10 protein-coding genes are annotated in these 26,138 nt (G+C 66.7%); 4 read left to right on the plus strand and 6 right to left on the minus strand.

Annotated features, from left to right (window positions below):
• Positions 1 to 173: 173 nt before the first annotated feature.
• The gene (locus tag KB221_11735; protein ID WIY68750.1) at positions 174 to 443 is read right to left on the minus strand and encodes a hypothetical protein; all 270 of its coding nucleotides are present in this window, start codon (positions 441 to 443) and stop codon (positions 174 to 176) included.
• A gap of 128 nt (positions 444 to 571) precedes the next feature.
• On the opposite strand from KB221_11735, the gene KB221_11740 reads away from it, so the two are divergent.
• Positions 572 to 2,227 (plus strand): sulfatase-like hydrolase/transferase, encoded by a 1,656-nt coding sequence (locus KB221_11740; GenBank protein ID WIY68751.1) that lies wholly within the window; start codon positions 572 to 574, stop codon positions 2,225 to 2,227.
• Between the two features lie 7 nt (positions 2,228 to 2,234).
• Positions 2,235 to 2,867 (plus strand): hypothetical protein, encoded by a 633-nt coding sequence (locus KB221_11745; GenBank protein ID WIY68752.1) that lies wholly within the window; start codon positions 2,235 to 2,237, stop codon positions 2,865 to 2,867.
• A gap of 31 nt (positions 2,868 to 2,898) precedes the next feature.
• Here the strand turns inward: KB221_11745 and KB221_11750 are convergent, their stop codons facing one another.
• The 4 genes from KB221_11750 to KB221_11765 form a co-directional block, all read right to left on the minus strand.
• Entirely contained in the window at positions 2,899 to 4,050 is a 1,152-nt protein-coding gene (locus KB221_11750; GenBank protein ID WIY68753.1) for an NADH oxidase, read from the minus strand.
• 82 nt (positions 4,051 to 4,132) lie between these two features.
• Positions 4,133 to 5,413: a hypothetical protein gene (locus tag KB221_11755; protein ID WIY68754.1), complete on the minus strand. Its 1,281-nt coding sequence runs from the start codon at positions 5,411 to 5,413 to the stop codon at positions 4,133 to 4,135.
• A gap of 63 nt (positions 5,414 to 5,476) precedes the next feature.
• Positions 5,477 to 8,542, minus strand: a complete 3,066-nt coding sequence (locus KB221_11760; GenBank protein ID WIY68755.1) for a TonB-dependent receptor — start codon at positions 8,540 to 8,542, stop codon at positions 5,477 to 5,479.
• A gap of 33 nt (positions 8,543 to 8,575) precedes the next feature.
• The gene (locus KB221_11765) at positions 8,576 to 9,931 is read right to left on the minus strand and encodes a dicarboxylate/amino acid:cation symporter (GenBank protein WIY68756.1); all 1,356 of its coding nucleotides are present in this window, start codon (positions 9,929 to 9,931) and stop codon (positions 8,576 to 8,578) included.
• Between the two features lie 268 nt (positions 9,932 to 10,199).
• Between KB221_11765 and KB221_11770 the strand changes: the two genes are divergently transcribed.
• On the plus strand, positions 10,200 to 11,969 hold the full coding sequence (locus KB221_11770) for an ATP-binding protein (GenBank protein WIY68757.1): 1,770 nt from the start codon (positions 10,200 to 10,202) through the stop codon (positions 11,967 to 11,969).
• Complete coding sequence (locus KB221_11775; GenBank protein WIY68758.1) at positions 11,966 to 13,300, plus strand: sigma-54 dependent transcriptional regulator; 1,335 nt, start codon at positions 11,966 to 11,968, stop codon at positions 13,298 to 13,300. The genes KB221_11770 and KB221_11775 overlap by 4 nt, the downstream gene beginning before the upstream one ends.
• Positions 13,301 to 13,404: 104 nt before the next feature.
• On the opposite strand, the gene KB221_11780 is transcribed toward KB221_11775, so the two are convergent.
• The gene (locus KB221_11780) at positions 13,405 to 25,788 is read right to left on the minus strand and encodes a hypothetical protein (GenBank protein ID WIY68759.1); all 12,384 of its coding nucleotides are present in this window, start codon (positions 25,786 to 25,788) and stop codon (positions 13,405 to 13,407) included.
• Positions 25,789 to 26,138: the final 350 nt, after the last annotated feature.

Consider the following 26,138-nt stretch of genomic DNA (forward strand, 5'->3'; position numbering starts at 1 on the left):
TGCTTGGGGGTTGAATGACTAAGCCGCCCTGAAAGCCGGACGGGGGATGCGGTGGATCGCCTCTTTGGTGCCCGGGACCTTTGCCAGCCCTGCCGGACACGGGAACGGACGGCGGGTTTCATTTCCCGCTCGAGGGCACCGCGCGACCGGCGTCATCGGGGCGGCTGATGTTGCTAGCGGAGCTGCAGTTCGGCGCGTGACAATTGCCCGTTGCGGTCGCTGTCCAGTTGCTGGAAGGCCCGGTCATAGACATTCCGGTCACGGACCATGACCGCCCGGGGGCGCCCGGCCGCGGCCCCGAGACTGATGAAGCGACGAAACTCGGCGGGACTGAGCGTGGCGGAGCGGTCGGCATCACTGGCGACGAAGTCCTCAGCCGGGGTTCCCGCCATGGCCGCGCCCGGAGCCAGGATCAGGCCTGCTAACAGAAAAAGGGTCGCCATCACGTGTCGCTCGCTCATTTTGGCAGGTTCCTGAAGGTTCCGGGACTTTACAGGCCCTTCTATATATTGGCATCCTCTATGACAATAAAAGACGGGTCCGTTCCGAGGGGCCCGACGGGGGACAGACCATGAAGCGGGCCATTTGGATTGGTGGAGCCCTGGCGGGCCTCTTTTTGCTCGGCTTCGGTGGCCTCGCGCTCAAGGACTATGTGATCCTTCACATGGCCGGCTGGCGCGGCCCCCCGGTCGGACCGAACCGCCCGGTTGTCTGGGAAGCCGGACCGGCAACGCCGGCGATGGCCCCCGCCGATCGGCCGCCGAACGTGATCGTCATCCTGGCCGATGACCTGGGCTTCAACGACATCAGCCTGAATGGCGGTCTGGGCGACGGCACCGTCCCCACGCCCCACATCGATGCCCTGGCCCGGGGCGGCGCGATTCTGGCCGAGGGCTATGCCGGCAACGCGACCTGCTCCCCCTCCCGCGCGGCCCTGATGACCGGCCGCTACCCAACCCGGTTCGGCTTTGAGTTCACCTCTGTTCCGGTCCAGATGGCGCGGCTGCTGCCGACCCTGTCGCGCAAAGACAATGAAATGCGACCCGTTTTCCGCAGCGACCGGGTGGACCAGGTCCCTCCCTATGAGCAGATGGGCGTCCCGGCCGGCGAGATCACAATCGCGGAGCTGATGCAGTCCCGCGGCTACCACACCATGCACCTGGGCAAGTGGCACCTGGGCGAGACTGCCGGCATGCGGCCCGAGGATCAGGGCTTTGACGAGAGCCTGGGCTTTATGGTCGGCGCACAGATGTTCCTGCCGGAACGCGACCCGAACGTGGTCAACTCGCGTCAGTCATTCGATCCACTCGACCGCTTCCTGTGGGCCAACCTGCCTTACAGCGTCCAGTACAACGGCGGGCCGCGGTTCCATCCCGACCGCTATATGACCGACTATATGACGGATCAGGCGCTGGCCGGGATCCGGGCCAACCGTAATCGGCCGTTCTTCATGTACCTGGCCTATAATGCGCCGCACACACCCCTGCAGGCCCTCAAGTCGGACTACGACGCCCTCTCGCACATCACCAACCACCGTGAGCGCGTCTATGCGGCGATGATCATCGCCCTGGACCGCGGCGTCGGCCGGATCATGAACGAACTGAAGGCCCAGGGGCTCGACGAGAACACGCTCGTGGTCTTCAGCAGCGACAACGGCGGGGCCAACTACATCGGCCTCCCGAACATCAACAAGCCTTTCCGGGGCTGGAAACTGACCTTCTTCGAGGGTGGAATCCGGGTGCCCTACTACATGAACTGGCCCGCACGCATTCCCGCCGGGACGCGTATGTCAGCGCCGGTCTCCCATTTCGACATCTTCGCGACAGCGGCTGCGGCGGCCGGCGCAACCCTGCCGACGGACCGACGGATGGACGGCGTCGATCTGACGCCCTTCCTGGCCGACGGCAGGGCCGGACGGCCGCATGAATCCCTCTTCTGGCGTTCGGGCGGCTATCGCGTGGTCCGTTCCGGTGACTGGAAACTGCAGGTGCTCGACCGGCCGGCGCGTGCCTGGCTTTACGACCTGGCCAACGACCCGACCGAACGGACCAACCTTGCGGCCAGCCGCCCCGAGGTCGTCGCCAGGCTGAGGGCAGAGCTGCAGGCCCATGACGCCACCCAGATGGCCCCGATGTGGCCGGCCCTTGTCGAGGCACCGGTGGGGGTTGACCGGACCGGTGAGGACCCGATCCGTCCCGGCGACACCTATGTGACCTGGTCGAACTGAGGGCGTCGTGAATCCTCACCCCTGGATGATCTGGGCGCTGGCCGCGGGCCTGTATCTCATTTTTCGGCTCTGGTACGACAACTGGCGGGGACCGCTCCGGCCGCATGAGGTCGAGGCTTTCGTGGCCCGGGCCGAGGCCCTCTGGCCCCAGGGCCTCAATGACATGACTCTGATCCGGCGTTTCCTGGAACAGGATGACGGCCGCGAGTTCTTCATGTTCAACCTGATCCGCATCAGGCGCGAGCCGGCGGCGGATCCGGTCTCGGGCAAGATCCGCAGTGGAACGGATCTGATGAAGCACTATTTTTCGGTCTTCGCCCCGACGCTGATTGCCGGCGGCGGGATCCCCCTGCTGACGTACCGGAAGGTTTCGACCTATGTCGACCCGCTCAATGTCCCGGCGGACCCGGGCTGGAGTCTCGTCGGCCTGATGCGCTATCGCAGCCGTCGCGACATGATGGTGCTCTCGACCAATGCTGCCTTCCTGCAGGCGCACGAATACAAGATGATGGCCCTGACCCACGCCATGGCCTTTCCGACACAGCCGGTCTCGACCCTGGTTGCCGGGCCGAGGGTTGCCGTGGCGGGCGTCCTTGTCCTGGCCGCTGCGCTCACCCACCTGGCCTGGCTGACCCTCTGAGTCAGGCCTGCCTCCCGGCAGGAGGGACGGCCTAGTTCAGCGTGGGGTTGATGAGAAACTTCTCACCTGTCGCCTTGCGTTCATAGGCGCGCAGCAGGTCAGGATCGAGGGCTTCGCCAAGACCAATCGTCCTGGTGTAGTGCGTCGCAAAGGTCGTGGTCAGCTCATCAAACACGCGCTTGCGCAGACGCATCACGGTTTCGGCCCCTGCCTTCTGCAGGAACGGGGTCAGCAGCCACCCGGATACGCTCCATTGAAAACCGAACGCCAGGCGATCCAGGACCATCGGTGAGAGATCCAGGGCACCATAGACGTACAGCTGCTTGAAGCTCGTCGAGCCGTATCGGCTGTACTCTGTCATGCGATTGACAGCCCCCTTCTCCATCGCACGCATGATGTCGCTGCCGAGCGAGCCCCCGCCGATCGCATCAAACGCGACGGTCGCCCCGGTCGCGCTGACCGCATCGACGAGCTGCGACCTGAAGTCTGCGTCAAGGCTGTTGAGGACAAACTGCGCGCCCATGCCCCGCAGCAGTTGGACCTGTTCGTCAGAGCGAACGATATTGACGAGGGGGATGCCGTCGCTGGCGCAGATCTTCTGCAGCATCTGTCCGAGGCTTGAGGCCGCAGCGGTGTGCACGATCGCCGCGTGACCTTCGGCGCGCGCTGTTTCTACAAAGCCAAGGGCCGTCAGCGGATTGACCGTCAGCGCAGCCCCTTCCGCCGCTGCCACACCCTTCGGAAGCGGGAGCGCGTCGCGCGTCCTGATCTTGCGAAGGTCAGCATACATCCCGCCCCCGACCAGGCCGACGCACCGCCCTATCCAGTCCTTTGCCTGCTCACCCGCGGCGACGACCGTGCCGGCCCCCTCATTCCCGACGCTCAGCGACTGGCCGACGCGGGCCGCGACACTGGCGCGCCGGGCCTCCGGAATGTCGAAAGCCAATGCGGGCCGGCCGGAGGATCCCTCTGAACGCATCGACGCAACGTCAGCCGGGCCGAGCAACAGGCCGAGATCACTCGGATTGATCGGAGCCGCCTCGACCCGCACGACGATTTCGTCCGGCGCCAGGTCTCCGACCACGACCTCATCGAGTGACAGCCTCAGCACCCCGTCAGAAACGGTCGACCGTAGTTCACGTCCCGTGAGCGACATACGCTTGCATCCCTTTTCGGCAGTCATGACGGCTGAGAGGATACCGGTGCCTCTGCCGGTTCAGAAGCGCAAGTGGCGGCACTTGACCGCCGACCCACGCGCTTCCCCGTCAGCGTGCAATGAACAGGCAGGGCCCCTGCTGCGACCAGAGCGCTTGGCATCGGGCCTGGAAGGCGGCGGGGTCTGGCCGTTGGCCACGATCAATCCAGCGCTCCAGCGCATCCAGGACTGTCATATATCCCGCGTCTGACAGTTTGCTGTGGTCGGATTCATCCGTGACCGCCTGCACAAGCCACGCCGACCGGCCGGCCGCGGAGACGGTCGCGGCGTACAGGGCTTCAAGATCAACGCTCACAGTCGGATCGTGGAGGCCGTGCAATGTCAGGGTCGGGCGGACGATCTCGCCCGTCAGATCCGCATCATGCGCCAGCAGCGCCACGCCCTGCGGATCGGCCGCAAAGCGCTGGACGCCCGCGTTCAGCGCCGCATCGTCAGCGGATCCACTGTACACCGTCGCGCTGTTGTCGAACGGATTGCGTCCTTCGAGCCGCAGCAGGACCATGTCCTGGAACAGGAAGGTCGCCCAGCTCAGGTGGCTGACCAGCTGGGCTTCGGCCACGCCGGTCACGGCCAGGATGTCCCGCAGCCGTGCGGCCTGGTCGGGAGACCGGCGCGCAGCGGGCCGGTCCACGCCGGTACAGGCCTCAACCCGCCGCCGCAGCTCCGCCCGGGTCATGCGGCTGTCCAGCGGCAGGCCCTGCCAGAGCGGATAGGCGGGCTCATCCGGGGCCGGATGGTTGGCGCAGTAGTACTGATAGACCGCCCTCAGATCAGCGCGGAAGCCATAGGCGCGGGTGCCGCCTGAAACGACGCCATTGGTGATCAGGACGCCGTCATAGTTCCAGCCCGGTTCAGCGCTTCCGGCATAGAGCTCTGACGCCTTGGCGGCGACATTGCCGCCCCAGGACTGGCCATGCAGCAGGGTGCGCTCGGGGCGGCCGTACAATGACCAGAAGACCGCGCGACTGTTGTCGGTGTCCTCGGCGGCCATTCTCACGCCGTAGCCGCCGCGCCGATAGGTGGAGCCGATCCAGGCATAGCCATGGCGCACCATGACCGAGAACCGGTCAAGATCCTCCAGCGGATCGGCCGCCTCGGGCGTCCCGGTGCGGGGCCCGCCGTGGGCGTGGACGATCAGCCGGTTGTTCCAGTTCGGCGGGATCGCGAGAACGTACCAGGCGCCGTTGGCGTCCTGTCCCGAGAGGCACCGCGTTCCGCGTCCGGCCGAAGCGGGACAATCGATCGGGCGCGGCGTCGGCGGGTCAGCCCGCACGCCGGTTGCGGCGATGAAGCCGGCGATCGCAAGCGCCGCTGCCGCCAGCTGCCTCATGCCTGTCTCTCCTGCCGGGTCAGACAGGCGCCGTGACCCATGTCAGCGGCGCCGGTCCCGGTGTCAGAACGTCTTGGTAATGCTGGCGTACCAGTAGCGGCCATAGGGACGATAGAGCGATCCCAGATAGCCCGACGAAGTCAGCGGCGGCGCCTCGTCGGTGATGTTCCGGGCACCGACGCGGATGCGGGTGTCGGCAGCCCAGCCCGCGCCCTCGAACTCATACTGGCCGTACAGGTTCGCCGTGGTCTGGGCCTCCACAATCCAGGCATCGCCGGTCGTGTTGAGGAAGCCGGTTTCTTCCACCGCGCTGGTGTACTGGACGAAGGCACCGACCTGGAACGGTCCCTGGCTCCAGGTCAGCGTGCTCGACACCTTGAACTCGGGCCGTCCATTCCGTGCCAGCAGGTCGCTGGCGATGGGCAGCGGGGTCGAGGGATTGATTGCGCCGGCGTCGCGCGCGTCGTCGAGCGCCTGCACGGTCGGGCCGGCATCACGATGGAACTCGAGCAGCTGGGCGACATTCACCTGGGCCCGGAAATCGCCCCACGGCGTGTCCCGAAGACGCCAGTTCACGGCATAGTCCACGCCCTGCACGTCCTGCGGCAGCAGGTTGACGAAACCGTCATTGACGAAGAGGACCGCCCCGACCGGCGCGATGCCGGTTCCGGTGAAGAAGGCGATGTCGTCGACGTTCGGGACCGCGCGCACCACATTGGGATTGGAGGAACCGTTCAGACGGGCCAGATAGTCCTGGACCACCGCCGTCTGGCCGCCGATCAGGCCGACGATGTCCTCCTGCTGGATGCGCCAGCGATCCACCATGAAGGTGAAGTCGCCGAATGCCTCAGGCAGGAATTTGGGCTCGAAGACCAGGCCGACCGACTGGTTGGTGCTTTCTTCCGGCTTCAGGTCTGGGTTCCCCGAGACACGCAGCGAATAGCTGACCGACCGGGCGCAGGCGTTGAAGGTCGCGATCCGACCGGCGCGAAGATCGGCCTCGCAGCGGAGATAGTCGTTGTTTGATGCGAGGCGCGAATAGGTCGTCGCATTGGTCTGCTCAAGGTTCGGCGCGCGGAAGCCTTCGGAATAGGACGCCCGCAGCCGCAGCCCGTCGAAGATGTCCAGGGCCATGGCGATCTTGGGTTTCGCCACGTCTCCGAAGTCGCTGTAGTGCTCCATACGGCCTGCGACCTGGAACTCCAGATTATGGATCAGCGGGATGTTCATCTCGGGTGAAACGACCGGCACGGCGAACTCGAGATAGGCCGAGGTCACATTGCGCGTACCCGAAGTATCCGGGTTGGAGCTGACCGCCGACAGGTTCGAGACGCTGATCGCGCCATCGATCATGTCGGTGAAGACATTGGTCCCGTCGAGGTCGGAGTCCCGGTCATCGTTCTGGGTCTCGTGTCGGAACTCGACACCGAAGGCTACGCCCAGCGGGCCGCCGGGAAGCTCCATCAGGTCAGGCCGGCTCATCTTGAAGTCAGCCATGGTCAGCGAAGTGCTCGACACCCGGACCAGTTCGGTCGAGATCGCGTCAATGGCGACCTGTGAACTCGGCGTGCAGTCGCCAAAGGTCGTGGTCGCGACGCAACCGCCGTTGAACGGGTTGTAGGCGTCCGGCGTGGACAGGGCCAGGCTGGCCTGCAACGCCGTCATGTTGACGGCATTGGAGGTGTCCGTGGCTTCGGCCTCCGAATAGACGATCGCCGTCTCCCAGTCGAAGCCCCACCGCTCGCCGCGCAGCCCGCCCAGGATCCGGGACTGGTAGTTTTCGACGTCCACGATCTGGAAGCCCGCGTCGTTGAAGCGGTAGTTGCCGAGGCGGACATTGAGACCGCCGACCGGCACGCCCGTCAGGCCGGAGAGACGGTTCGGATTGGCCTGGCCGTTCGCGAAGGTCACCGGTCCGAACGGGTTCCAGTAGTTGGACGCCGGGATCCAGAGGGCGTTCAGGCTGATGGTCGGCGGCTGGATGTTCTGGGTCGTCGCCTGGTAGAATCCGATCTCGCCGAAGGCCTCGAGTTCATCGTTCAGATCATAGCGGCCGGTGAGGAACACGTTCAGGCGCTCCACCTCGGGGGTGACCGTCGTACCCACCTGGGTGTCGTACCGGAGGTCGCGCTGAATGCCGTTGGCGCTGGCATTGCCCGTGGCGATACAGATGTCCGTTCCGATCGGCGTCGCGCAGCCGAAACTGGCGGGCTGGGTGTGGAAGAACCCGGCCGAGGTGGTCAGGGCCGTGCCGTTGCGTCGAATGGTGGTGCTGGTCTGCGCCTGCAGATTGGCCCACGCCCCGCGGGTGGCGCGGCCGTCGGGATCAAGGCTGGTGTCAAAGCCCGGCTCATTGGCAAACAGGCTGCGCAGGTTGGACGAGGCCGTATAGTCCTGATCCTCCGCCAGAAGGGCGGTTCGGTCCGTATAGTCGATGAAGCCGGAGATGTTGCCGCGCTCGAAATTCCGGCCTGCGAAGATGTTGGTCGTGAGCTCGCGCATATGGGTGCCCTCGGCACCGCCGTACTGGGTCTGGATGCGGAGCCCGTCGAAATTGTCGCGCAGGACGGTGTTCACAACACCCGCCACGGCGTCGGCACCATAGATGGCCGCCGCCCCGTCGAGCAGGACCTCGACCCGGCCGGTGCCGGACACCGGGATGGCGTTGGAGTTGTAGCTCAGCACCGGCACCGTGCCCGTGTCGGACGTGCCCTGGCTGGTCGGGTGGGTGATGATGCGGCGACCGTTGAGCAGCACCAGGGTGTTGCCAACGCCCAGCGAGCGCAGGTTGACGGAGTTGACGTCCCCGCGCGCGGCATTGGACGTCTGCGGATTGTTGGCGGCGCTGAAGAGGACGTCGCCCATCTGCGGAATCGACCGAAGCAGGTCATCACCGTTGACGGCGCCGGTCGCGAGGATCTGCTCCTCGTTCACCACGGTGACCGGCAAGGCGGCGTTCACCGCGGCTCCGCGGATCTGCGAGCCCACAACCACGACCTCGTCGAGATTGTTGGCCGCGTCCTGCGACCCGGTCGCCGGCGCCGTCTGCGCCCAGGCCCCCGAAGCCGACGCCAGCAGCGTCAGCATGGCGGCGCTGCCGAGCAGCGCTGTCTTGTGGATGGTCCTCATGTCTCTTCCTCCCGCTTTTATTGTCGACCGCTCTCAGTCGGCCGTTACGACGTCTCGATCACCCGGCCCTGCCGCCGGATCCGGCGGTGCGGCCAATGCCTTCGGTCCGGACCCGAGCGCCGCGTGCAGCGCCTCCCGGTCCAGTTCCCCCTCCCAGCGGGCGACGACCAGGGTCGCCACCGCATTGCCCACGAAGTTCGTCAGCGCCCGGCACTCGCTCATGAAGCGGTCAATGCCGAGGATCAGCGCCATGCCGGCGACCGGGACGCCCGGCACCACCGCCAGCGTCGCCGCCAGGGTGATGAAGCCCGCTCCCGTAATGCCGGCGGCCCCCTTTGAGCTGATCATGGCGACCAGCAGCAGCAGCAGTTGATCCTGCAGGCTGAGCTCGATGTTCATGGCCTGGGCGATGAACAGGGCCGCCAGAGTCATATAGATGTTGGTGCCGTCCAGATTGAACGAATAGCCCGTCGGGACGACCAGCCCGACCACCGACTTGGGCGCACCGGCGCGCTCCAGCTTCTGCATCAGGCTGGGCAGCGCCGCCTCCGACGACGAGGTGCCGAGCACCAGCAGAAGCTCTTCCTTCAGATAGCTGATCAGCCGGAAGATCGAGAAGCCGTTGACCAGGCAGACCAGCCCCAGCACGCCGACCACGAAGACCAGAGACGTCACATAGAAGGTGGCGATCAGGGCGGCGAGGTTGGCAATCGCGCCGAGACCATAGGCACCGATGGTGAAGGCGAAGGCTCCGAAGGCACCGATCGGCGCGGCCTTCATCAGGATCGCCACCAGTTTGAAGACGACCTGGCTGAGGGCGTCCAGCGCGCGGGTCACCGGGGCTGCGACATCGCCGGCCATGGCCAGGGCGATGCCGAACAGGATCGACACGAACAGCGTCTGCAGGATGTTGCCCTCGACGAAGGCGCTGACGAGGGTGTTGGGAATGATGCCGGTCAGGAAGCCGACAATGGTGCTCTCGTGCGCCGCGGCGGTGTACTGCGCGACGGCACCGGCGTTGAGCGTGGCGGGGTCGATGTTCAGGCCGCGGCCCGGCTGGACCACATTGGCAATCACCAGTCCGATGATCAGGGCGAGGGTCGAGAAGACCAGGAAATAGGCAAAGGCCTTCGCCGCCACACGACCCACCTGTTTCAGGTCGCGCATACCGGCGATGCCGGTGGTGATGGTCAGGAAGATCACCGGGGCGATGATCATCTTCACCAGTTTGATGAAGGCGTCGCCGAGCGGCTTCAGGGACTGGCCGAAGTCAGGCCACAGGTGGCCGATCACGCCACCCGCCACGATCGCCAGCAGGACGGTGAAGTACAGGCTGCGATAGAAGGGACGGCGCACGGCGGGCGCACCGCTGGTGGCGGCTGGATGCAACAAACGACCTCCCTTGGAACCGCTGCCCGGCCCCGGTCACTGGCGCGCTCTCATCGGCGCGATTGGTTCCAGTATCGATCAACTATCCAACGCAACAAGCGGCCTCAGCCGCCGACAGTTCGTGTTGAAAATATTGAGGTATTCAGGATCAGAGGCCTGATCGGCGGGAACATTGTGCGGTAATCCGCACATTCTCGATGGATTTTTGTGCGTAATCTCGCATAGTCGCTCAATGAGAGGCCCGGGATCCCCAACGACTCAATGGCGCGTGTTCGGCGTGGTCTGGGCCCTCGTCGCTGTCATCGCGGTCATCTCGAGCGGCGAGATCGCACGGCGGGATGCCAGGGCATCCGCGGGAGGTCAGGCGGCGACGGCAAGCGCACTGCATGCGGCGGTCCTTCGCAGCGAACTGGAACGGCACCGCTCCCTGCCCATGGTGCTCGCCCAGGACCCCGATCTGGAAGCCCTTCTCCGCCGACCCGATGCGCCGGGCGCGGCGCGCCTCAACCGGAAATTCGAGGCCCTGGCGAAGGAGGTCCGCGCGGCCGCCATCTACGCCCTCGACTCCGACGGCCGCACACTGGCCGCCAGCAACTGGCGACTGCCGACCAGTTTCGTCGGTTCCAGCTACCGCTTCCGACCCTACTATTACGAAGCCATGCGGGATGGGCAGGCGAGCTTCTTCGCCCTCGGCACCGTCAGCGGCCGTCCCGGACTCTATCTGTCCCGGCGCGTCGACGATCCTTCCGGGCGGCCACTGGGCGTCATTGTGGCCAAGGTCGAGTTCGATGCGCTGGAGGCCGACTGGCGGGCGTCGGGCGAACCCACCTACGTCACCGATGCCGATGGCGTGGTGGTGATCACCACCGTGCCGGCCTGGCGGTTCCATACCGCCCGTCCCCTGTCCGCCGACCTGCGGCGGCGGCTCGCAGCGACCCAGACTGCCGGTTCGACCATTCCCACGCCCCTGCCCTTCGAAGCCGACGGTTCCGGCCTCGTCCGGGTTTCGACAGACATCCCCCAGGGATTGTATGCCGCTGCGTCGGACCCGATCCCGGAGATCGGCTGGCGGCTGAACCTGCTCGCGCCGTCCGGTGACGCGATCGACCGCGCTGTGGCCGTCGCGCGTTGGCTCAGCGCGCTCACCGTGGCCCTGCTGGCCGCCCTTACCGGCATCCTCCTTCGGCGGCGACAGCGCGCCGCGGCGCGGGCGACGGAGGACGAGCAGGCCCGCGTTGAGCTGGAGCGGCAGATCGACCTTCGGACGTCGGAACTGCGCTCCGCCAACGATCAGCTGAACCATGAGATCGACGAGCGCCGACGTCTGGAGACCGTTCGCCAGGACCTCCAGGACGAGCTGATCCAGGCCAACAAGCTGGCGACCCTGGGCCAGATCGCCGCCGGCGTGGCGCATGAGATCAATCAGCCGGTCGCGGCGATCCGGACACACGCCGACAGCGCTGCGGTCCTCCTGCGACGCGACGACAGCGCCGGGGCGCTTCGATCCCTGGCCAATATTGATCGCCTGACCGAGCGGGTCGGGGTCATCACAGACGAACTCCGGGCCTTCTCCCGCAAGACCCGGTCGGAGACGGTCGCCGTGAGCGTCGACGGAGCCATCGACGGCGCGCTCCTCCTTGTCGGCGGACGGCTCAGGGAAAAGGGCATCACCCTCGAGCGTCGCCGGGCACCCGCGGGGCTCGCGGTGCGGGCGGAAAGGAACCGGCTTGAACAGGTCGTGCTCAACCTGCTCCAGAACGCGATCGAGGCTCTCGACGGCATCGCTGATCCGGTGATCACCCTTGGCGTTCAGGTCCGCGGCAAACGGGTGACGATTCACGTCACGGACAACGGACCCGGCGTCACGCCGGCCGTGCAGCAACGACTGTTCACGCCATTCACGACCGACAAGGCGGACGGCCTCGGGCTTGGGCTGGTCATCAGCCGCGATATCGTTGCGGCCTTCGGCGGAGAACTGGTGCTCGAACCGACCTCCACCGGCGCGAGGTTCACCATCCGGTTGGCGAAGGCGTCATGAGCTTCGAGGCTCTCAACCGGATCGCGCTCATCGATGACGACGACAGCTTCCGTGACGCCCTCGCGGAGCGACTTGAACTGGAGGGGCTGACGGTCCTCGCGTTCGGGTCCGCAGAGGCAGCGCTCAAGGTGGTCAACGACCGGTTTGAGGGCGTCGTGGCGACCGACCTGAGAATGCCGGGCATGGACGGCCGGCAGTTGGTGGAACGCCTCAACGACCTCGATCCCGATCTGCCGGTGGTCATGATGACGGGTCACGGCGACATCGCCGAGGCCGTCGACGCGATGAAGCGCGGCGCCTACGATTTCCTCGCCAAACCCTTTGCACCGGAGCGGCTGATCGAGACGCTCGGTCGGGCCCTGGAGAAGCGCGCGCTGGTTCTCGACAATCGTCGACTGGCCGCCCTCGCCGCCGACGACGAGGGCTCAATCCCGCTCAGCGGCTCAAGTCGACCGGTGGAGTCCCTTCGCGCCGCGGTCCAGCGCCTCGCCGACGCAGAGGTCGACGTCCTCATCGAGGGCGAGACCGGTTCCGGAAAGGAGGCTGTGGCTCGCGCCATTCACAACGCCGGCCGTCGGCGCCTGCGACCGTTCGTTGCGGTGTCCTGCGCCGCCTTGCCGGAAACGGGGCTTGAAAGCCTGCTGATGGGCGATGTGGCCGGCCCGTCCGGCGCGTTTCGCCGGCGCGTGGGACAGATCGAACAGTCCCACCAGGGCACCCTCTTCCTCGACGAAATCGATCTTGCGCCGCGCGCCGCCCAGCTGTTGCTCCTGCGCGTTCTGGAGGAACGCGAGATCCTGCCGGTCGGGGCGGTGGAGCCGCAGGCCCTCGACCTGCGGATCCTTGCCGCAACCAAGGGCGACCCGGTCGAGGCTGTCGTGCGCGGCGACCTCCGGGAAGACCTGTACTATCGGCTGAACGTCATCCGTCTTCGGACGCCGCCCCTGCGCGAACGACGCGAGGACGTGCCGCTGCTGTTCGCCCGCTTCCTGAGCCGGGTGGCTGGCCGTCTGGGACGGGACATGCCGACGGTCGACCATGCCATTCGCCGCCGCCTGCTCGAACACGACTGGCCGGGAAACCTGCGCGAGCTGGCCAACTACGCGAGCCAGGTCGCAGTGGGCCTCAGCCCCCTCATGTCGGAAACCCGGTCTGACGAAGGGCTGGTCCAGCGCGTGCAAAACTATGAGGCCGAGCTGATCCGGGAGTCCCTGACCCGTCACGAGGGCGACATCCGGCAGGTCACCGCGGACCTGCAGATCCCCCGCAAGACGCTCTACGACAAGATGACCCGCCACGGACTGATCCCCGCCCGCCACCGCCGGCGATAGAGGTCGGTCGCGGGCGGGGTGGAGCCTCCCCCTCCGGACAAGCTCCACATCCCCGCCCGACCGGCTCCCGACGGAGCCAGACTACCGGTGGCCTGGCAGCACCCCTACCAGCGAACGTTCAGCTTCATCCCGAACTGGTTGTCGTTCAGACGCTCGCTGAACAGGCCGCGGTATCCGGCGGAGATCGAGACGCCGTCGGCGGCCTCGACCTCGAGTCCGAACTCGGTGACGCCGGCCAACGGCGGGGTTTCAGCCCCTTCGATGGTGAAGGCTCCGAAGCCCGTCGGCGCGCCGCTGAAGCGCATGTCGCCCGTGGCCTGCCGGTCGCCGGTGGTGAGCAGGACGCCCAGGCCACCGTAGACCTTCATCGTGCGGCCATTGACCCGATAGGGCTGGGCAGCGCGGGCGCTGATGTTCAGCGTCTGCCAGTCCCGCTCCAGTCCGGCGACCGTCAGGGACAGGGCACCCGCGCCGGTTTCGGTGAAGCCGTCGACGGAAGCGTTGGACAGTGTCCCGATGACGCCCAGGGCGATCGTGCCATCATCTTCGAGGTGGAAGCGGCGGGCGACGCTGGCGGCGATCGCCTGACCTTCCGCATGGGTGTCACCGATCGCGGTGCCGCTGAACGCGCCGACGCTCACAGTACGACGGGTGTCCGCCTCGCCACCGAAGACCGATGCGGTCACGTCGGCGGCCCACTGGCCGTCATCGTAGCCGAAATACCCGGCCGCATGGCTGAGGTCGGTCTCATAGCGCGAGGCGCGGTCCACGACATCGCCTTCCATACGCGACACCCCGGCCGCGCCGCCGAAGCTCCACGGTCCGTTGGACACGCCATAGCCGCCGGCGAAGCCGCTGTGGCGGCTGTCGACGGTGGCCTGGCCGGGCTTCTTGCCTTCCAGTTCCTGGTCGCCGGTGAAGACCGACACCCAGCCCCCGCTCGCGCCGTTCATGGACGCGCCCGGATCATAGGCATTGAGCACGCCGGCCAGCTGGCTGGCCGGGCTGGCACGGTCGGCGGTCAACGACAGCTGGCTGGCGAAGCTGAGCGAGCCCGCGTTGTTGTCGCCGCGACCGCCCGAGGATTGAACGGTCTGCATGAAGTGGTCGTTGGCGGAGAACAGCGAGGTGGTCATGTCCGCCAGCGCCTCGCCGGAGACGCTGTCGAAGGCTGTGTTGCGTTCGGCATCGGACAGGCCCGAAAGGATCGAAAGGACTCCGGCGTAGTCGTCGGAGGCTTCGAGCTGGCCGCCGCTGAACGCGACGCCGACCGCACCCTGGTTGGCCGTCCCCGACTGGCCCGGATCGAAGTCCGTCAACTGACGCAGCTCGAGGACCGCGCTGTTGGGGGCGAGATCGTAGCGAACCCGCCAGAACAGGCCGTCCTGGGCTGCAGCCGTAAACGCCGAACCGTTGGAGAAGGTGCCCACCAAGCGGTTGGCCTGCAGGAAGAGATAGCGGGTCGAGAAGTCGAAGCCCGAGGCCGGCCCCTGGAAGAGCGGCGAGACCGTGCCGCCGGTCAGGGTGGCGGTGCCGAGCACCCGGATCTGGTCGATCAGGCTGCCGGCGGCTGTGCCGGTGACGTCAAGGTTCAGGCGACCGCCCGTGAGGTTGAGGCCGCCGACCGTGAAGCCGCCGATCCCGTTCAACTGACCCGCCAGACCCGGCGACAGAACGGCGCCATTCGACACCGTCAGGGCTCCGCCGATGGTGCCGGCACCCGTCAGGGTTCCACCGGTCACCGAAACAGCACCGGTTGTGGAGCCGAGGAAGCGCAGTTCACCCGACTGGTTGATGATGTTTGCGATCGTGTGGTCGCCGAGGAGGGTGAACAGGCCGCCGGCGTGCGCCAGCGTGCCCGCGCCGCTCAGCCGCCCGCCGAAGCCGGACTCGGCTCCGCCCAGCGTCAGGCGGCCGGTCGAGCCGATGCTCACATCGCCCATGCCATACAGGGAGCCGATCCGCTCCTGCCAGGCACCGACCGCCAGGGTCGCACCGGACGAGACCGAAACCGTCGCCGTGTCGGACAGTCGTTCGGAGGCACCCAGGCGAAGCGTCCCGCCCTGGACCGAAACCAGGTTCTGGGCCGCCGTTCCGTTCAGGATCGACTCCCCGGCCAGGTTGAAGAGACGCGCGCCTGCGAGATTGGCGTTTACCGTCGCGCCGCTCAGCTGGGTTTCCGCGGCCGTGAGCGTGCCGGTGCCGTTCAGCGTACCCGACAGACCGAACAGGCCGACGGTGTCGTTGAAGGCGTTCAGGTTCAGCACCGCACCACTGCCGACCACCACCGTGGCGGTGTCCGACAGACGGTTCGAAGCACCGAGGTCCAGCGTGCCGCCGACGATGCTGACCATCTGTGACCCCGAGGTCCCGTTCAGCGTCGAGACGCCGGAGATCTGGATCAGGTCCCCCGCGCCGAGGTTGGCGTTCACTGTCGCGCCGGTGAGCTGGTACGCGCCGGCGGTCAGCGTGCCGGTGCCGTTCAGCGTACCCGACAGACCGAACAGGCCGACGGTGTCGTTGAAGGCATTCAGGTTCAGCACCGCACCACTGCCGACCACCACCGTGGCGGTGTCCGACAGACGGTTCGAGGCACCGAGGGCCAAAGTGCCGCCTGCCATGGTCACCGCTTCAGAAGCGGCGGTGCCGTTCAGCGTCGAGATGCCCGAGATCTGGAACAGGTTTCCTGCGCCCAGGTTGGCGTTCACCGTCGCGGCGTTGAGCTGGTACTCGCTCGCCGTCAGCGTCCCCGTGCCGTTGAGCGTGCCGTTCAGTCCGGCCAGGCCGACCGTTTCATCGAAGGCCCCCAGGTCGAGCGTTCCGCCGGTGCCGATCAGGAGCGTGGCGGTATCGGACAGCCGATCCGCCGCGCCGAGGGACAACGTGCCACCGGCCACGGTCACGGCTTCCGAAGCCGAAGTCCCGTTCAGCGTGGAGACGCCCGAGACCTGGAACAGGTTTCCCGCGCCCAGGTTGGCGTTCAGCGTCGCGGCATTGAGCTGATACTCGCTCGCCGTCAGGGTACCCGTGCCGTTCAGCGTGCCGGACAGTCCGGCGATGCCGACCGCTTCATCGAAAGCACCGATATCCAGCGTGCCATCCGCACCGACCACGAGCGTGGCGGTATCGGACAAACGGTCAGCGGCACCGAGAGTCAGCGTGCCGCCGGCGATGGTGACCGCTTCGGACGCGGACGTGCCGTTCAGCCTCGAGACGCCCGAGACCTGGAACAGGTTTCCGGCACCGAGGTTGGCATTCACGGTCGCGCCGTTGAGCTGGTACTCGCCCGCGGTCAGTGTGCCGATTCCGTCCAGCGTGCCGGACAGTCCGGCGATGCCGACCGTTTCGTCGAAGGCACCGAGGTCCAGAACCCCGCTCGCACCGACCATCAGCGTAGCTGTGTCGGACAGACGGTCAGCGGCACCGAGAGTCAGCGTGCCGCCGGCGACGGTCACGGCTTCCGAGGCCGAGGTCCCGTTCAGCGTCGACATGCCCGAGACCTGGAACAGGTTTCCGGCACCGAGGTTGGCATTCACGGTCGCGCCGTTGAGCTGGTATTCGCCCGCGGTCAGCGTTCCCGTGCCGTTCAGCGTCCCCGACAGGCCGAGCAGGCCGATGGTGTCGTCGAAGGCGTTCAGGTTCAGGTCGGCGCCGCTGGCGACCACCACCGTGGCGGTGTCGGACAGACGGTCCGCGGTGCCGAGCGACAGCGTGCCGCCTGTGATGGCGACGGCTTCCGAGGCCGAAGCCCCGTTCAGCGTCGAGACGCCCGAGACCTGGAAGAGGTTTCCGGCGCCGAGGTTGGCGTTCACGGTCGCGGCGTTGAGCTGGTACTCGCCCGCCGTCAGCGTGCCCGTGCCGTTCAGCGTGCCCGACAGGGCCAGAATGCCGACCGTGTCATTGAAGGCGCCGAGGTCCAGGATCGCACCGGTCGCGACGTTGACGCCGGTCAGGTCCGACAGGACATCGGATGCGCCGAGAACCAGAGCGCCGCCCTCGATGGCGGTCACGCCCGTGTAGGTGTTGGTGCCGGACAGGGTGAGCGTGCCGCCGAGCAGGGTCAGACCGCCGGAGCCGCCGATGACGCCGGCATAGGCGCCGCCGTTCACGACACCGAGGGTATTGGCGCCGAGATCGACCTGGCCAGCACCGACCAGCGAGCCGATGGCTTCGTCGGACAGGAGCGCCAGAATGCCGTTTGCGCCGACCGTCACGGTGACATCATCGCCGATCGCCAGACCGCCAGAGGCCGTCAGGACACCGGCGTTGATCGTCCAGCCCGCGCTGGATGTGTCCGCCCCGGTCAGGGCGAAGACGCCCGCGCCCTGCATGGTGCGGCTCTCGAAATTCACGACGGTCCCGATATCGACCGTACCGACGCCACCGCCGTCCAGCACGAAGGCATCGAAGCCGTCGCCGCCGTCGAGGATGCCGCTGAAGCTGCCGGTGTCGAACAGGGTCACGGTGTCCGTCCCCGCGCCCGCGCCGACAGAGCCGGTGAGCAGGCCCGCCAGGGAGATCAGATCGTCGCCGCCGTCGGACAGCACCGAGCCCGTGGTCGTCGAACCGGTGAGGAAGGTCAGGGTGTCGTTGAACGCGCCGACGCTTTCAACGGCATTGCCGCCGCCGGAGATCGAACCCGAACTGGTCAGGTTGAGGCCCGCCAGCGAGCGAACCCCGACCAGGGCACCGGAGATGGAGCCGCTGTTGTCGACCAGGCCGCCGGCGTTGAGGTTCACGCCATGCGCCGTCGTGCCGACGATGGACCCGGCGTTGTTCACCGAGCCGGCCGCCGCAACGAAGGTGGCTCCGCTGAGTTGACCGGTGATCGAGCCACCGGCGAGGTTGGTCACCACGCCGCCGTTGCCCACGACGCCGGAGCCGACCAGGCCGATCAGGGTTCCGCTGTTGGTCAGCGCGCCGCCACTGCCGACAAGGCTCACGGCATTCGCGCCCCGGATCGTGCCGGCGTTCAGCACCGTGGAGCCGGTGCCGTCCAGATAGACGCCCGTGCCCGTTCCTGAGGTGTTGATCTCGCCGCCGGCCTGGTTGGTCACGATCGAGTTCGCGCCGAACAGCCGGATCGTCGAGGCGGCTCCACCGCCCCGGATCAGACCGCTGTTGGTCACCGAGCCCGTGCCCTGGGTGTAGATCGCGTTCGTGCCCGAGGTAATCGAGCCCGTGTTCAGGATCGTCCCGGTCCCGCCGGCATAGATGCCCGAGCTGTTGAAGTTGGCGACGGTCGCATCGATCGAACCGTTGTTCGTCAGATTCAGGTTCTGCAGCGCGCTGATTGCGAACAGACCGGTGATGCTGCCCGACGCACCGTTGGTCAGGGTCAGGTCCGCATTGGCGAACACGGCGGTAGCGGTGCCGCTGATCGTGCCCAGATTGTCGACGAAGCCATTGGCGGCCGTGACGAAGACCCCGGTGCCGTTCAGGCTCTGAACCACGCCGCCGCTCGCGACGTTCACGGTGGCATTCGCGCCGCTCATGACCACCGCATTGCCCGCCGTCAGGCTGACGTTCGACAGCGTCGCAACCGAACCGGCACCGACGTTCACCCCGTTCGTGGCGGTGATCGGGCCCGTCAAGGTCACGACGCCATTGATCACCACCGTGCCCGTGCCGCTCACGGCATTGTTGAACACCTGGTTGTCGCTACGCGCGAAGGCCAGGGTTCCGCCGTTGGCCAGCGTCACCGCTCCGAGGATCGAGCCGGTCGTTCCACCGGCACCGATCTGGAGACGGCCGGTGTCGATGGAAGTACCGCCGGTATAGGTGTTCCCGGCCGTCAGGATCAGCGTGCCGAGGTCGGTCCGCGCCAGCTGGCCTGCGCCCGTCAGTTCCGATCCGATCGTGGTCGTCCAGCCGGCACCCGCCAGGGTGCCGTTGCCGACGCGGATCGTCGTGGTCGCCGCCGCCAGGTTGATCGAGTCGCCCTGGATCGAATAGCCGTCGGCCGCGAACTGCATGCCCGTGACGCCGACTGCGCCGGCCACGTCATCGACCGTGATCAGGCCGCCCGTGCCCTGGAAGATGGCGAAGCCGGGTTGCGGCTCCATGGCACCGTTGAACAGACCGTTGGCATCGGTCCATTCCGAACCGGCCGCCGTCCAGACGCCCGCGCCGCCGTTGACGGCACCGTTGTCGTGCTGACCGCCGTTTCCGCCGTCCCAGAACAACAGGGTGGTCGGCGCGTGAATCACATTGATCTGGCCCGCGACGGAGGTCTGCACCGACACGCGCTGCGTGCCGCCCGGCGTGGTGCCGACGGTGAGGCCGTTGTCGGTCAGGACACCGCCGTAGGTCATCAGGCCGTAGACGCCGAAGCCATAGGCACCGCTGCTTGCGACGTTGAGCGTGCCGTCCAGCGTCAGGTCGTCGGAGATCGCGAACAGCGCGGGCCCACCGGCACCGCTGAAGGTCGCATTGATGATCGAGCCGGACGACAGGTTGAGCGCGCCGATGGCGAGGTCACTGCCTTGAGCGCCCGTCAGGATGCCGCCGTCGGCGATGGTAAGAGCACCGTTGATCGTGCCCGAGCCGCCCAGGGTGGCACCGCTGTTGACGAGGGTGTCAGCCGCGAGCGTGCCGTTAACCAGCAGCGTTCCGCCGTTGACGGTCGCGCCGTTCGTGAAGCCGCCCGCGCCGGTCAGGGTCAGCTGACCCGAGTTGTGCGCGAAGGTCTCGAAACCGGTGATTGCCGAAAGCGAGAGCGTCGCCACGCCGGCACCGCCGAGGGTCGAAGCGAAGCTGTCCGTACCGGTCCCGCCGTCCAGGACGCCGCTGACGCTGCCCCCCTGATAGGTGAACATGTCGGCGCCTGCGCCAAGGTTGGCCGAGGTCATGGACCCCGTGCTGGCCAGGGTCAGGATGTCGATGCCTGAGGTCGACCCAGCGTTGTAGGCACCGTTCAGCGTTCCGGCGATGGTCGCCGTGACGCCGCCGGCGGCGGCGACGCGGATATCGCCGTTGGTGGTCGAGCCCGCCTGCAGGTTGATGGTGGTCGCGCTTGAGCCGTCGATCAGGATCGAGCCCGCGCCGCCGATGACGCCGCCCGACTGGTTGGTGATGGTGACGGTGCCGGTGTTGGTGGCGTTCTGGATGCCATAGAAGCCGTTGCCGGTAATCGTGCCGGAGTTCGTCACCGAACCGCCGCCCCGGATCGCTACGCCCGCGTAGTTGGTGCCACTGATCGTGCCCGAGTTGGTCAGGATCAGACCCGCGGTCGAGGAGATGCCGTCGCCCAGACCGGAGATCGTGCCGGCATTGCCCAGCGTCAGCGCGCTTCCGGTGTTGCGGATACCCCAGCCATTGGTGCCGAGGCCGCTGATCGTGCCGCCCAGCGCATTGGTGAAGCTGCCGCCGTTGGACAGGTTCAGGCCGTCGCCACTGGATCCCGAAATGGTCCCCGCATTGGATCCGCTGATCGCGCCGACCGAGCGGACACCGAAGGTCGCGCCGGAAATGGAACCGCCGACCTGGTTGCTGAGCGCCAGCGCGCCGCCCCCCGCCTGGATGGCGGCCCCGGTCTGGGCCGTGATCGTCCCGGCGTTGACAATGGATGTCGAGCCGCCGTTCGCGAGGATACCGATCGCGCCTCCGGTGACCTGGCCGCCGGCCTGGTTGGCCAGGATCAGGGTGCCACCGGCGCTGGTGATGCCGTTGCCCGAGGCATCCGTCGATGAAATCACACCGGCGTTGGTGAAGTTCATGACGCCGCCGCCGACGATCCCGGTATACCGCCCCCGGATCAGGCCGGCCGCAAAGTTGTTGACCGTCAGGTTGCCGGCGCTGTTCTCGATCCCGTTATACAGGTTGCCGATCACGTTGCCGTAGTTGTTGACGACCAGGGTGTCCGTGCCGCCCTGGTGCCGGATGCCGGCGTTGCTGCCCTGGATCAATGAGCCCGCACCGGTGTCGGTCAGCGACCCGTTGTTGATCGTGGTGGTGCCGGAAGCACTCGAGACATAGACCGCCGCGCCGATCGTCCCATCAGCGCCCGTGCCGACATTGGTGATCGAGCCGAGGTTGTTCAGCGTCGAGCCCGTGCTCGCCAGACGCACCGCTATGAACTGTCCGCCCTGGATCGAGCCGGTGTTTGCGACCGAGAGATTGCCGGAATTGACCGTCACCGCGCTTGCGTTCGCACCGCTGACGGCGCCGCCCAGGGTAACGCTTGTGCCGACGCCCTGGACAACCACGCCCGAACCGGTGATCGACCCGTTGAGGGTCAGGGTACCGGCCAGGAACACCTGGGAGCCGCTGTTTCCGGTGATGTTGCTGCTGTTCACATAGCCGTCGTTCCGGTTGAACCAGACGTTGCTGTTGACCAGTGAGATCGGGCCAGTGATCGAGCCGGTCGTCCCGCCATTGCCGATCAGCAGATTGGAGAAGCCGTCGACCGTCGTCCCGCCGGTGAAGGTGTTGGTCCCCAGCAAGGTGACGGCGCCGCCGGACGTCATGCGCAACGAGCCTGTGCCGGATATGGCGGACGCAAAATTCCCCGCGCTACCCTGGCTGAATACCAGGGCACCGTTGTTGAGGACGCTGCCACCCGAAATGGTGGTCGTCAGGCCCTGAAGCGTCGTGCCGGAGTTGATCCGCGTCTGTCCGGTCCAGCTGTTCCCTGTGTTGGTGAGAACGAACGTCCCGGCATTGGCTACGCCATTCGCGTCCACGCTGCTGAAGACCAGCGGCTGGCCGGCGGTCGCCTGGGTGATGGCACCGCTGAGCGTGGCAATGATCCCGGTGCCGAAGGTCTGCAGATTGGTCGGATCGTTGACCGTGTCCGAGGCTGCCAGCGAGATCGCGTTCGTATAGGTTCCGCTCGCTCCGAACTGCAGCGTCGGATTGATCATGGTGATCAGGCCCGTGCCCAGGGCGGCGGCGTTCATGGCGCGAACGGTCGCGCCGTTGATGGTGATGCCGGCCGTCAGGCCGGTACCGTTCAGGATCAGCAGCCCGTCATTGCCGCCGCCGTCGCCGGCGTTGATCGTGGTGATGCCCGCGCCGTCGCCGGTCAGGGTCCAGGCGCCGAGGTCCAGCTTGTTCAGGATCGACGCGCCGGTGACCGAGCCGCCGCTGAGGTCATAGGTTCCGGCCGTTCCGTTGGCTGCCGTTCCGTCGCCAAGGCCCCGCAGTTGCAGCGTGTTGGTTCCGCCGCCCAGATCCGCCGTGCCGAATATGGCCGCGCCGAGGGTTCCGGCGTTCTGCAGGGTGATGCCCGAGGTCCCGTCGGTCGTCGCCAGACCGGCCGTGCCCCGCCCGCTGTAGACCGACAGGCTGTCATCGCCCGCTCCCGTCAGGATCGAGCCGGTCGTCGAGCCGGCATGCAGGTTGATGGTGGTCGCTGCGTCGGAGAACTGGCGGAAGCCTCCACCGACGGCCGCCCCGCCGATGGCGGTTCCGTAATTGTTGAACGTGGTGACACCGAATGTCTGGATCGCGTTGCCGAACGCGACGTCCGTGCCGCCCTCCAGCAGGCCGCCCGCAGCATTCGAGACCGTGCTGGCGCCACTGCTCAGGTTAATCGCCGCATAGGTCGGTTCGATACCCGTCCCTGCCCGGTCGGTGACGGTGATCGAGCCCGAGTTCAGGATCGTCGCGCCGAGCGCCCAGATGGCGTCCTGGGTGTTGGGGGCATAGCCCTGGCCGCCCCGGATCGCGCCGGTGTTGGTCAGGTTCAGCGTGCCGGCGTTGGAGAAGATCGCAGCGCCGCCGCCGCGGATCGTGCCGCTGTTGTTGATCGTGCCGCCGTTGGCGAGGTTGATCGCATAGCCGGTGCCGCCGAACGTGTAGACGCCCGCGCCGTCGACCGAGCCCGTGCCGATCAGACCGGCGTTGGTGATGATGGTCGTGCCAATGGTTGAGATCGCGGCGTCGCTGCCAACAATCTGACCCGAGAGATTGTTGGTGATCGAGACCGCGCCGCTGCCCGCCGCGACGATGCCGCCATTGGCGCCGCCTAGGATGCGGCCACTGTTGTTGAGCGTCAGACGCGACGAGCCGCCCGTAGCGATTGCGACAGCGCCGCTGATCTCAGCGCCCGCGGCGTTGGTCACCGAGAGCAGCCCGCCATAGTTCGTTGCGCCCTGCAGCGAACCGCTGATGATGCCACCGGCTCCACCGCTGATCGTGCCGGCGTTGTTGGTGACGGTGACGCCCGCGAGCCGCGACAGCACGCCGAAGCCCGTGGTGGCATTGTTGCCGCCCGTCAGGATGCCGGAGTTCGTGATCGTCGAAACGCCAAAGCCCGTGCCGAAGGCCGCGTCCGTGCCCGCCGTGATTGTACCGGTGTTCGTCGCCGTCAGCCCGCCGTTGGTGAGGAGACCGGTGTTCGAGCCGGTCACCGTGCCGGCGTTGCTGAAGGTGTGCCCGCCCCCGGTGTTAAACCAGACGCCCACAAAGGCGTTGAGCGTTGAACCGGTCAGGATCGACACCGTCGCCGGCGAACCATTGCCGTTCATGGTGATGCCGTACCCCGTCCCGGTCGTCACGGTGAGCGACCCGTCCAGCGTGAGGCTGGATCCGGGAACGAGAGTCCAGCCCGGGCCGGTAGCGCGGCTGCCCGTCAGGGTCAGGTTGCCCGACTGGTGGTTGTAGCTGTCGAAATTGCTGAGGTTTGAGAGGTTCAGCGAACCGCTGACTCCCTCGCCGAGGGCGCTGTTGAAGACGTCGCTAGAACCCGTGCCGGCGTTGATGACGCCACCGATCGTGCCGCCCTGCCAGTTGAACGTGTCATTGGCCGAACCAAAGGTCGCAGCCAGCATCGAACCGGTTGATGCAAGCGTGAAAGTCATCGCCCCTAGAGCAGAGGAGCCGTTGTAGTTACCCGTCATCGCCCCGGCGAGGGAGACCGTCGTGGTGCCGCTACCGTTGATCACGTTCACGCCGCCGGTGGTCGATCCTTCGCGCAGATCGAGAATATTGGCGCCGCTGCCCTGGTTGAACAGAGCGATCGCAGGCGTGCCGTTACCCCCGCCATTGCCGGTGATTGAGCCGCCGGACAGGTTGGTGATCGACGTCACATAGGCGCCGTTGCCCCCGGAGTAGATGCCAGCGCCGCCCGCCGCGATCGTACCGGAGTTGGTGATTGTCAGACCCGTATTGGCGGAAATGCCGATTGCGCTGCCGACGGTCGTGATCGAGCCGAAATTGGTGACGTTGCCCGCCTGCGCAAACTGGATGGCCGAGTTCGCGTTCGTGGTGGAATTGCTGATCGTGCCGTTGTTGACGACCACGCCATCGCCGGACTGCATCAGAATAGTGCGACCGTTGGTGCCACTGGCTGCGATCGTCGCGCCCGCCCCGACATTGATGGTGTAGCCTTGGCCGACCGTATTCACCGCAGCCAGCCCGCCGCCCGTAATGTCGGCGTTCAGGTTCAGGACGTTGCCGGTGGTCGCAGCACTGGACGAATAGATTGCGCTGCCGGTCGCGGTGATCGCCGCAGTGTTGGTCACCGAAACGATGCCGGCGCCGGCATTCGTCGCGCTCACGCCGGTCGCGAAGGCGGTCAGGTTGCCGATCGCGGCCCCCACCGTGACATTGACGGCGGCCGTTCCACCCGAACTGGACGCAATTATCCCGGTTCCGTTGCCCGCTACGTTGCTGTTGATCGTGCCGGCACCGCTGGTAGTGACATCCGCCCCGTCCGTGTTGGTGGTGTGGATGCCCGTCGGCGCGACGATCGCCGCCTGGGACTGGATGTTGCTGCGGCCGCCCGTGGCGTCCGCGCGGATCCCGGTCACCAGGGCATTGATCGACCCACCGGTCATCTCAATGAAGCTGCCGTAGAAATTGCTGGCGTTGATGCCGGTGTCGAAGCCCGAGATCGTGGACGTACCGAGCTGAATACCGGCGTTGACGCCGCTGACGGCATTGAATCCCGCGACATGGGTGCCGTTGGCCACGAACGACAGGCTCTGGCCGGACGCGTCGAACGATATGAAGCCCGACGGCGCCTGCAGGTTTATGCCGTAGCTGCCGGTGAAGGTGGACCCACTGGAGGTAATACCGACGCCCAGGTTGGCGTTGGTCGTGACGAACAGGGCAGAGCCGCCGTTGACCGTCGTCGTCAGGGTGCTCACGCCGGACAGGGTTACACCGGTCGAGTTCAGGCCACTGGTCGAGCCCACGACGCGCAAGGCGTCTGAAGTGGGCGAACCCGTCGTATTGTTGATGGTGACGCCGATGACGTTGGTCAGCGTCGACTGGGTCACATTGGTCAGCTGGACGCCGCCGCCAGACCCCGACTGGTCACTGACCGTAGGATTGCTACCGCCGGTCCGGCCGATGGTCCCTCCCCCGGCCGGGCTGGCGACCGTCGTCTGGGCGAAGGCACCGGACGCCGCCAGCGACGCCGCGACCAGTGCCGTCGAGGCCAGAAGGCCTGCGCGGACGCGGCGACGCGTGCGCTCGGAGGCTGCGTTGGACGACTGGGCGGCCGCGCCGGCGGCGCGTTTCGAGATCTTGCTGGTCATGTCGCCCACCTACCCGACCCCGTCCATCGGACAGGGTCGCCAAAAAACGGCGGACCAACGCGGACATGCCGTGGGGACCTACAACTCCCCAGTGCGGAACTAACACCGGTCTCCAAGGTGAGGAATGTCTGGGAATCTCAATGACTGAGACGTTCAGGCAAGGTTTCAGTAACCATGTCCGGTTGACATTTCCAGCTTCCGCCCGTCAGTGCCCCAGATGCTATCCAGGGCCAGAAACAGCCGATCGATCAGCGGCGTTGCCAGACGAAGTTCCGGAAATAGTTGAGTTTGTTGGGCCGTGGGACGGCACTCCATCCCTTGCGCGCATCATCGGGCCAAACGGCAGGGCC

Source organism: Aquidulcibacter paucihalophilus (assembly GCA_030285985.1).
GTDB lineage: Bacteria > Pseudomonadota > Alphaproteobacteria > Caulobacterales > Caulobacteraceae > Brevundimonas.

Bases quoted from the DNA above. Each gene is read 5' to 3' on its own strand.
- KB221_11735 (WIY68750.1), bottom strand. From the start codon at position 443: ATGGCGACCCTTTTTCTGTTAGCAGGCCTGATCCTGGCTCCGGGCGCG.
- KB221_11740 (WIY68751.1), top strand. From the start codon at position 572: ATGAAGCGGGCCATTTGGATTGGTGGAGCCCTGGCGGGCCTCTTTTTG.
- KB221_11750 (WIY68753.1), bottom strand. From the start codon at position 4,050: ATGACTGCCGAAAAGGGATGCAAGCGTATGTCGCTCACGGGACGTGAA.
- KB221_11755 (WIY68754.1), bottom strand. From the start codon at position 5,413: ATGAGGCAGCTGGCGGCAGCGGCGCTTGCGATCGCCGGCTTCATCGCC.
- KB221_11760 (WIY68755.1), bottom strand. From the start codon at position 8,542: ATGAGGACCATCCACAAGACAGCGCTGCTCGGCAGCGCCGCCATGCTG.
- KB221_11775 (WIY68758.1), top strand. From the start codon at position 11,966: ATGAGCTTCGAGGCTCTCAACCGGATCGCGCTCATCGATGACGACGAC.
- KB221_11780 (WIY68759.1), bottom strand. From the start codon at position 25,788: ATGACCAGCAAGATCTCGAAACGCGCCGCCGGCGCGGCCGCCCAGTCG.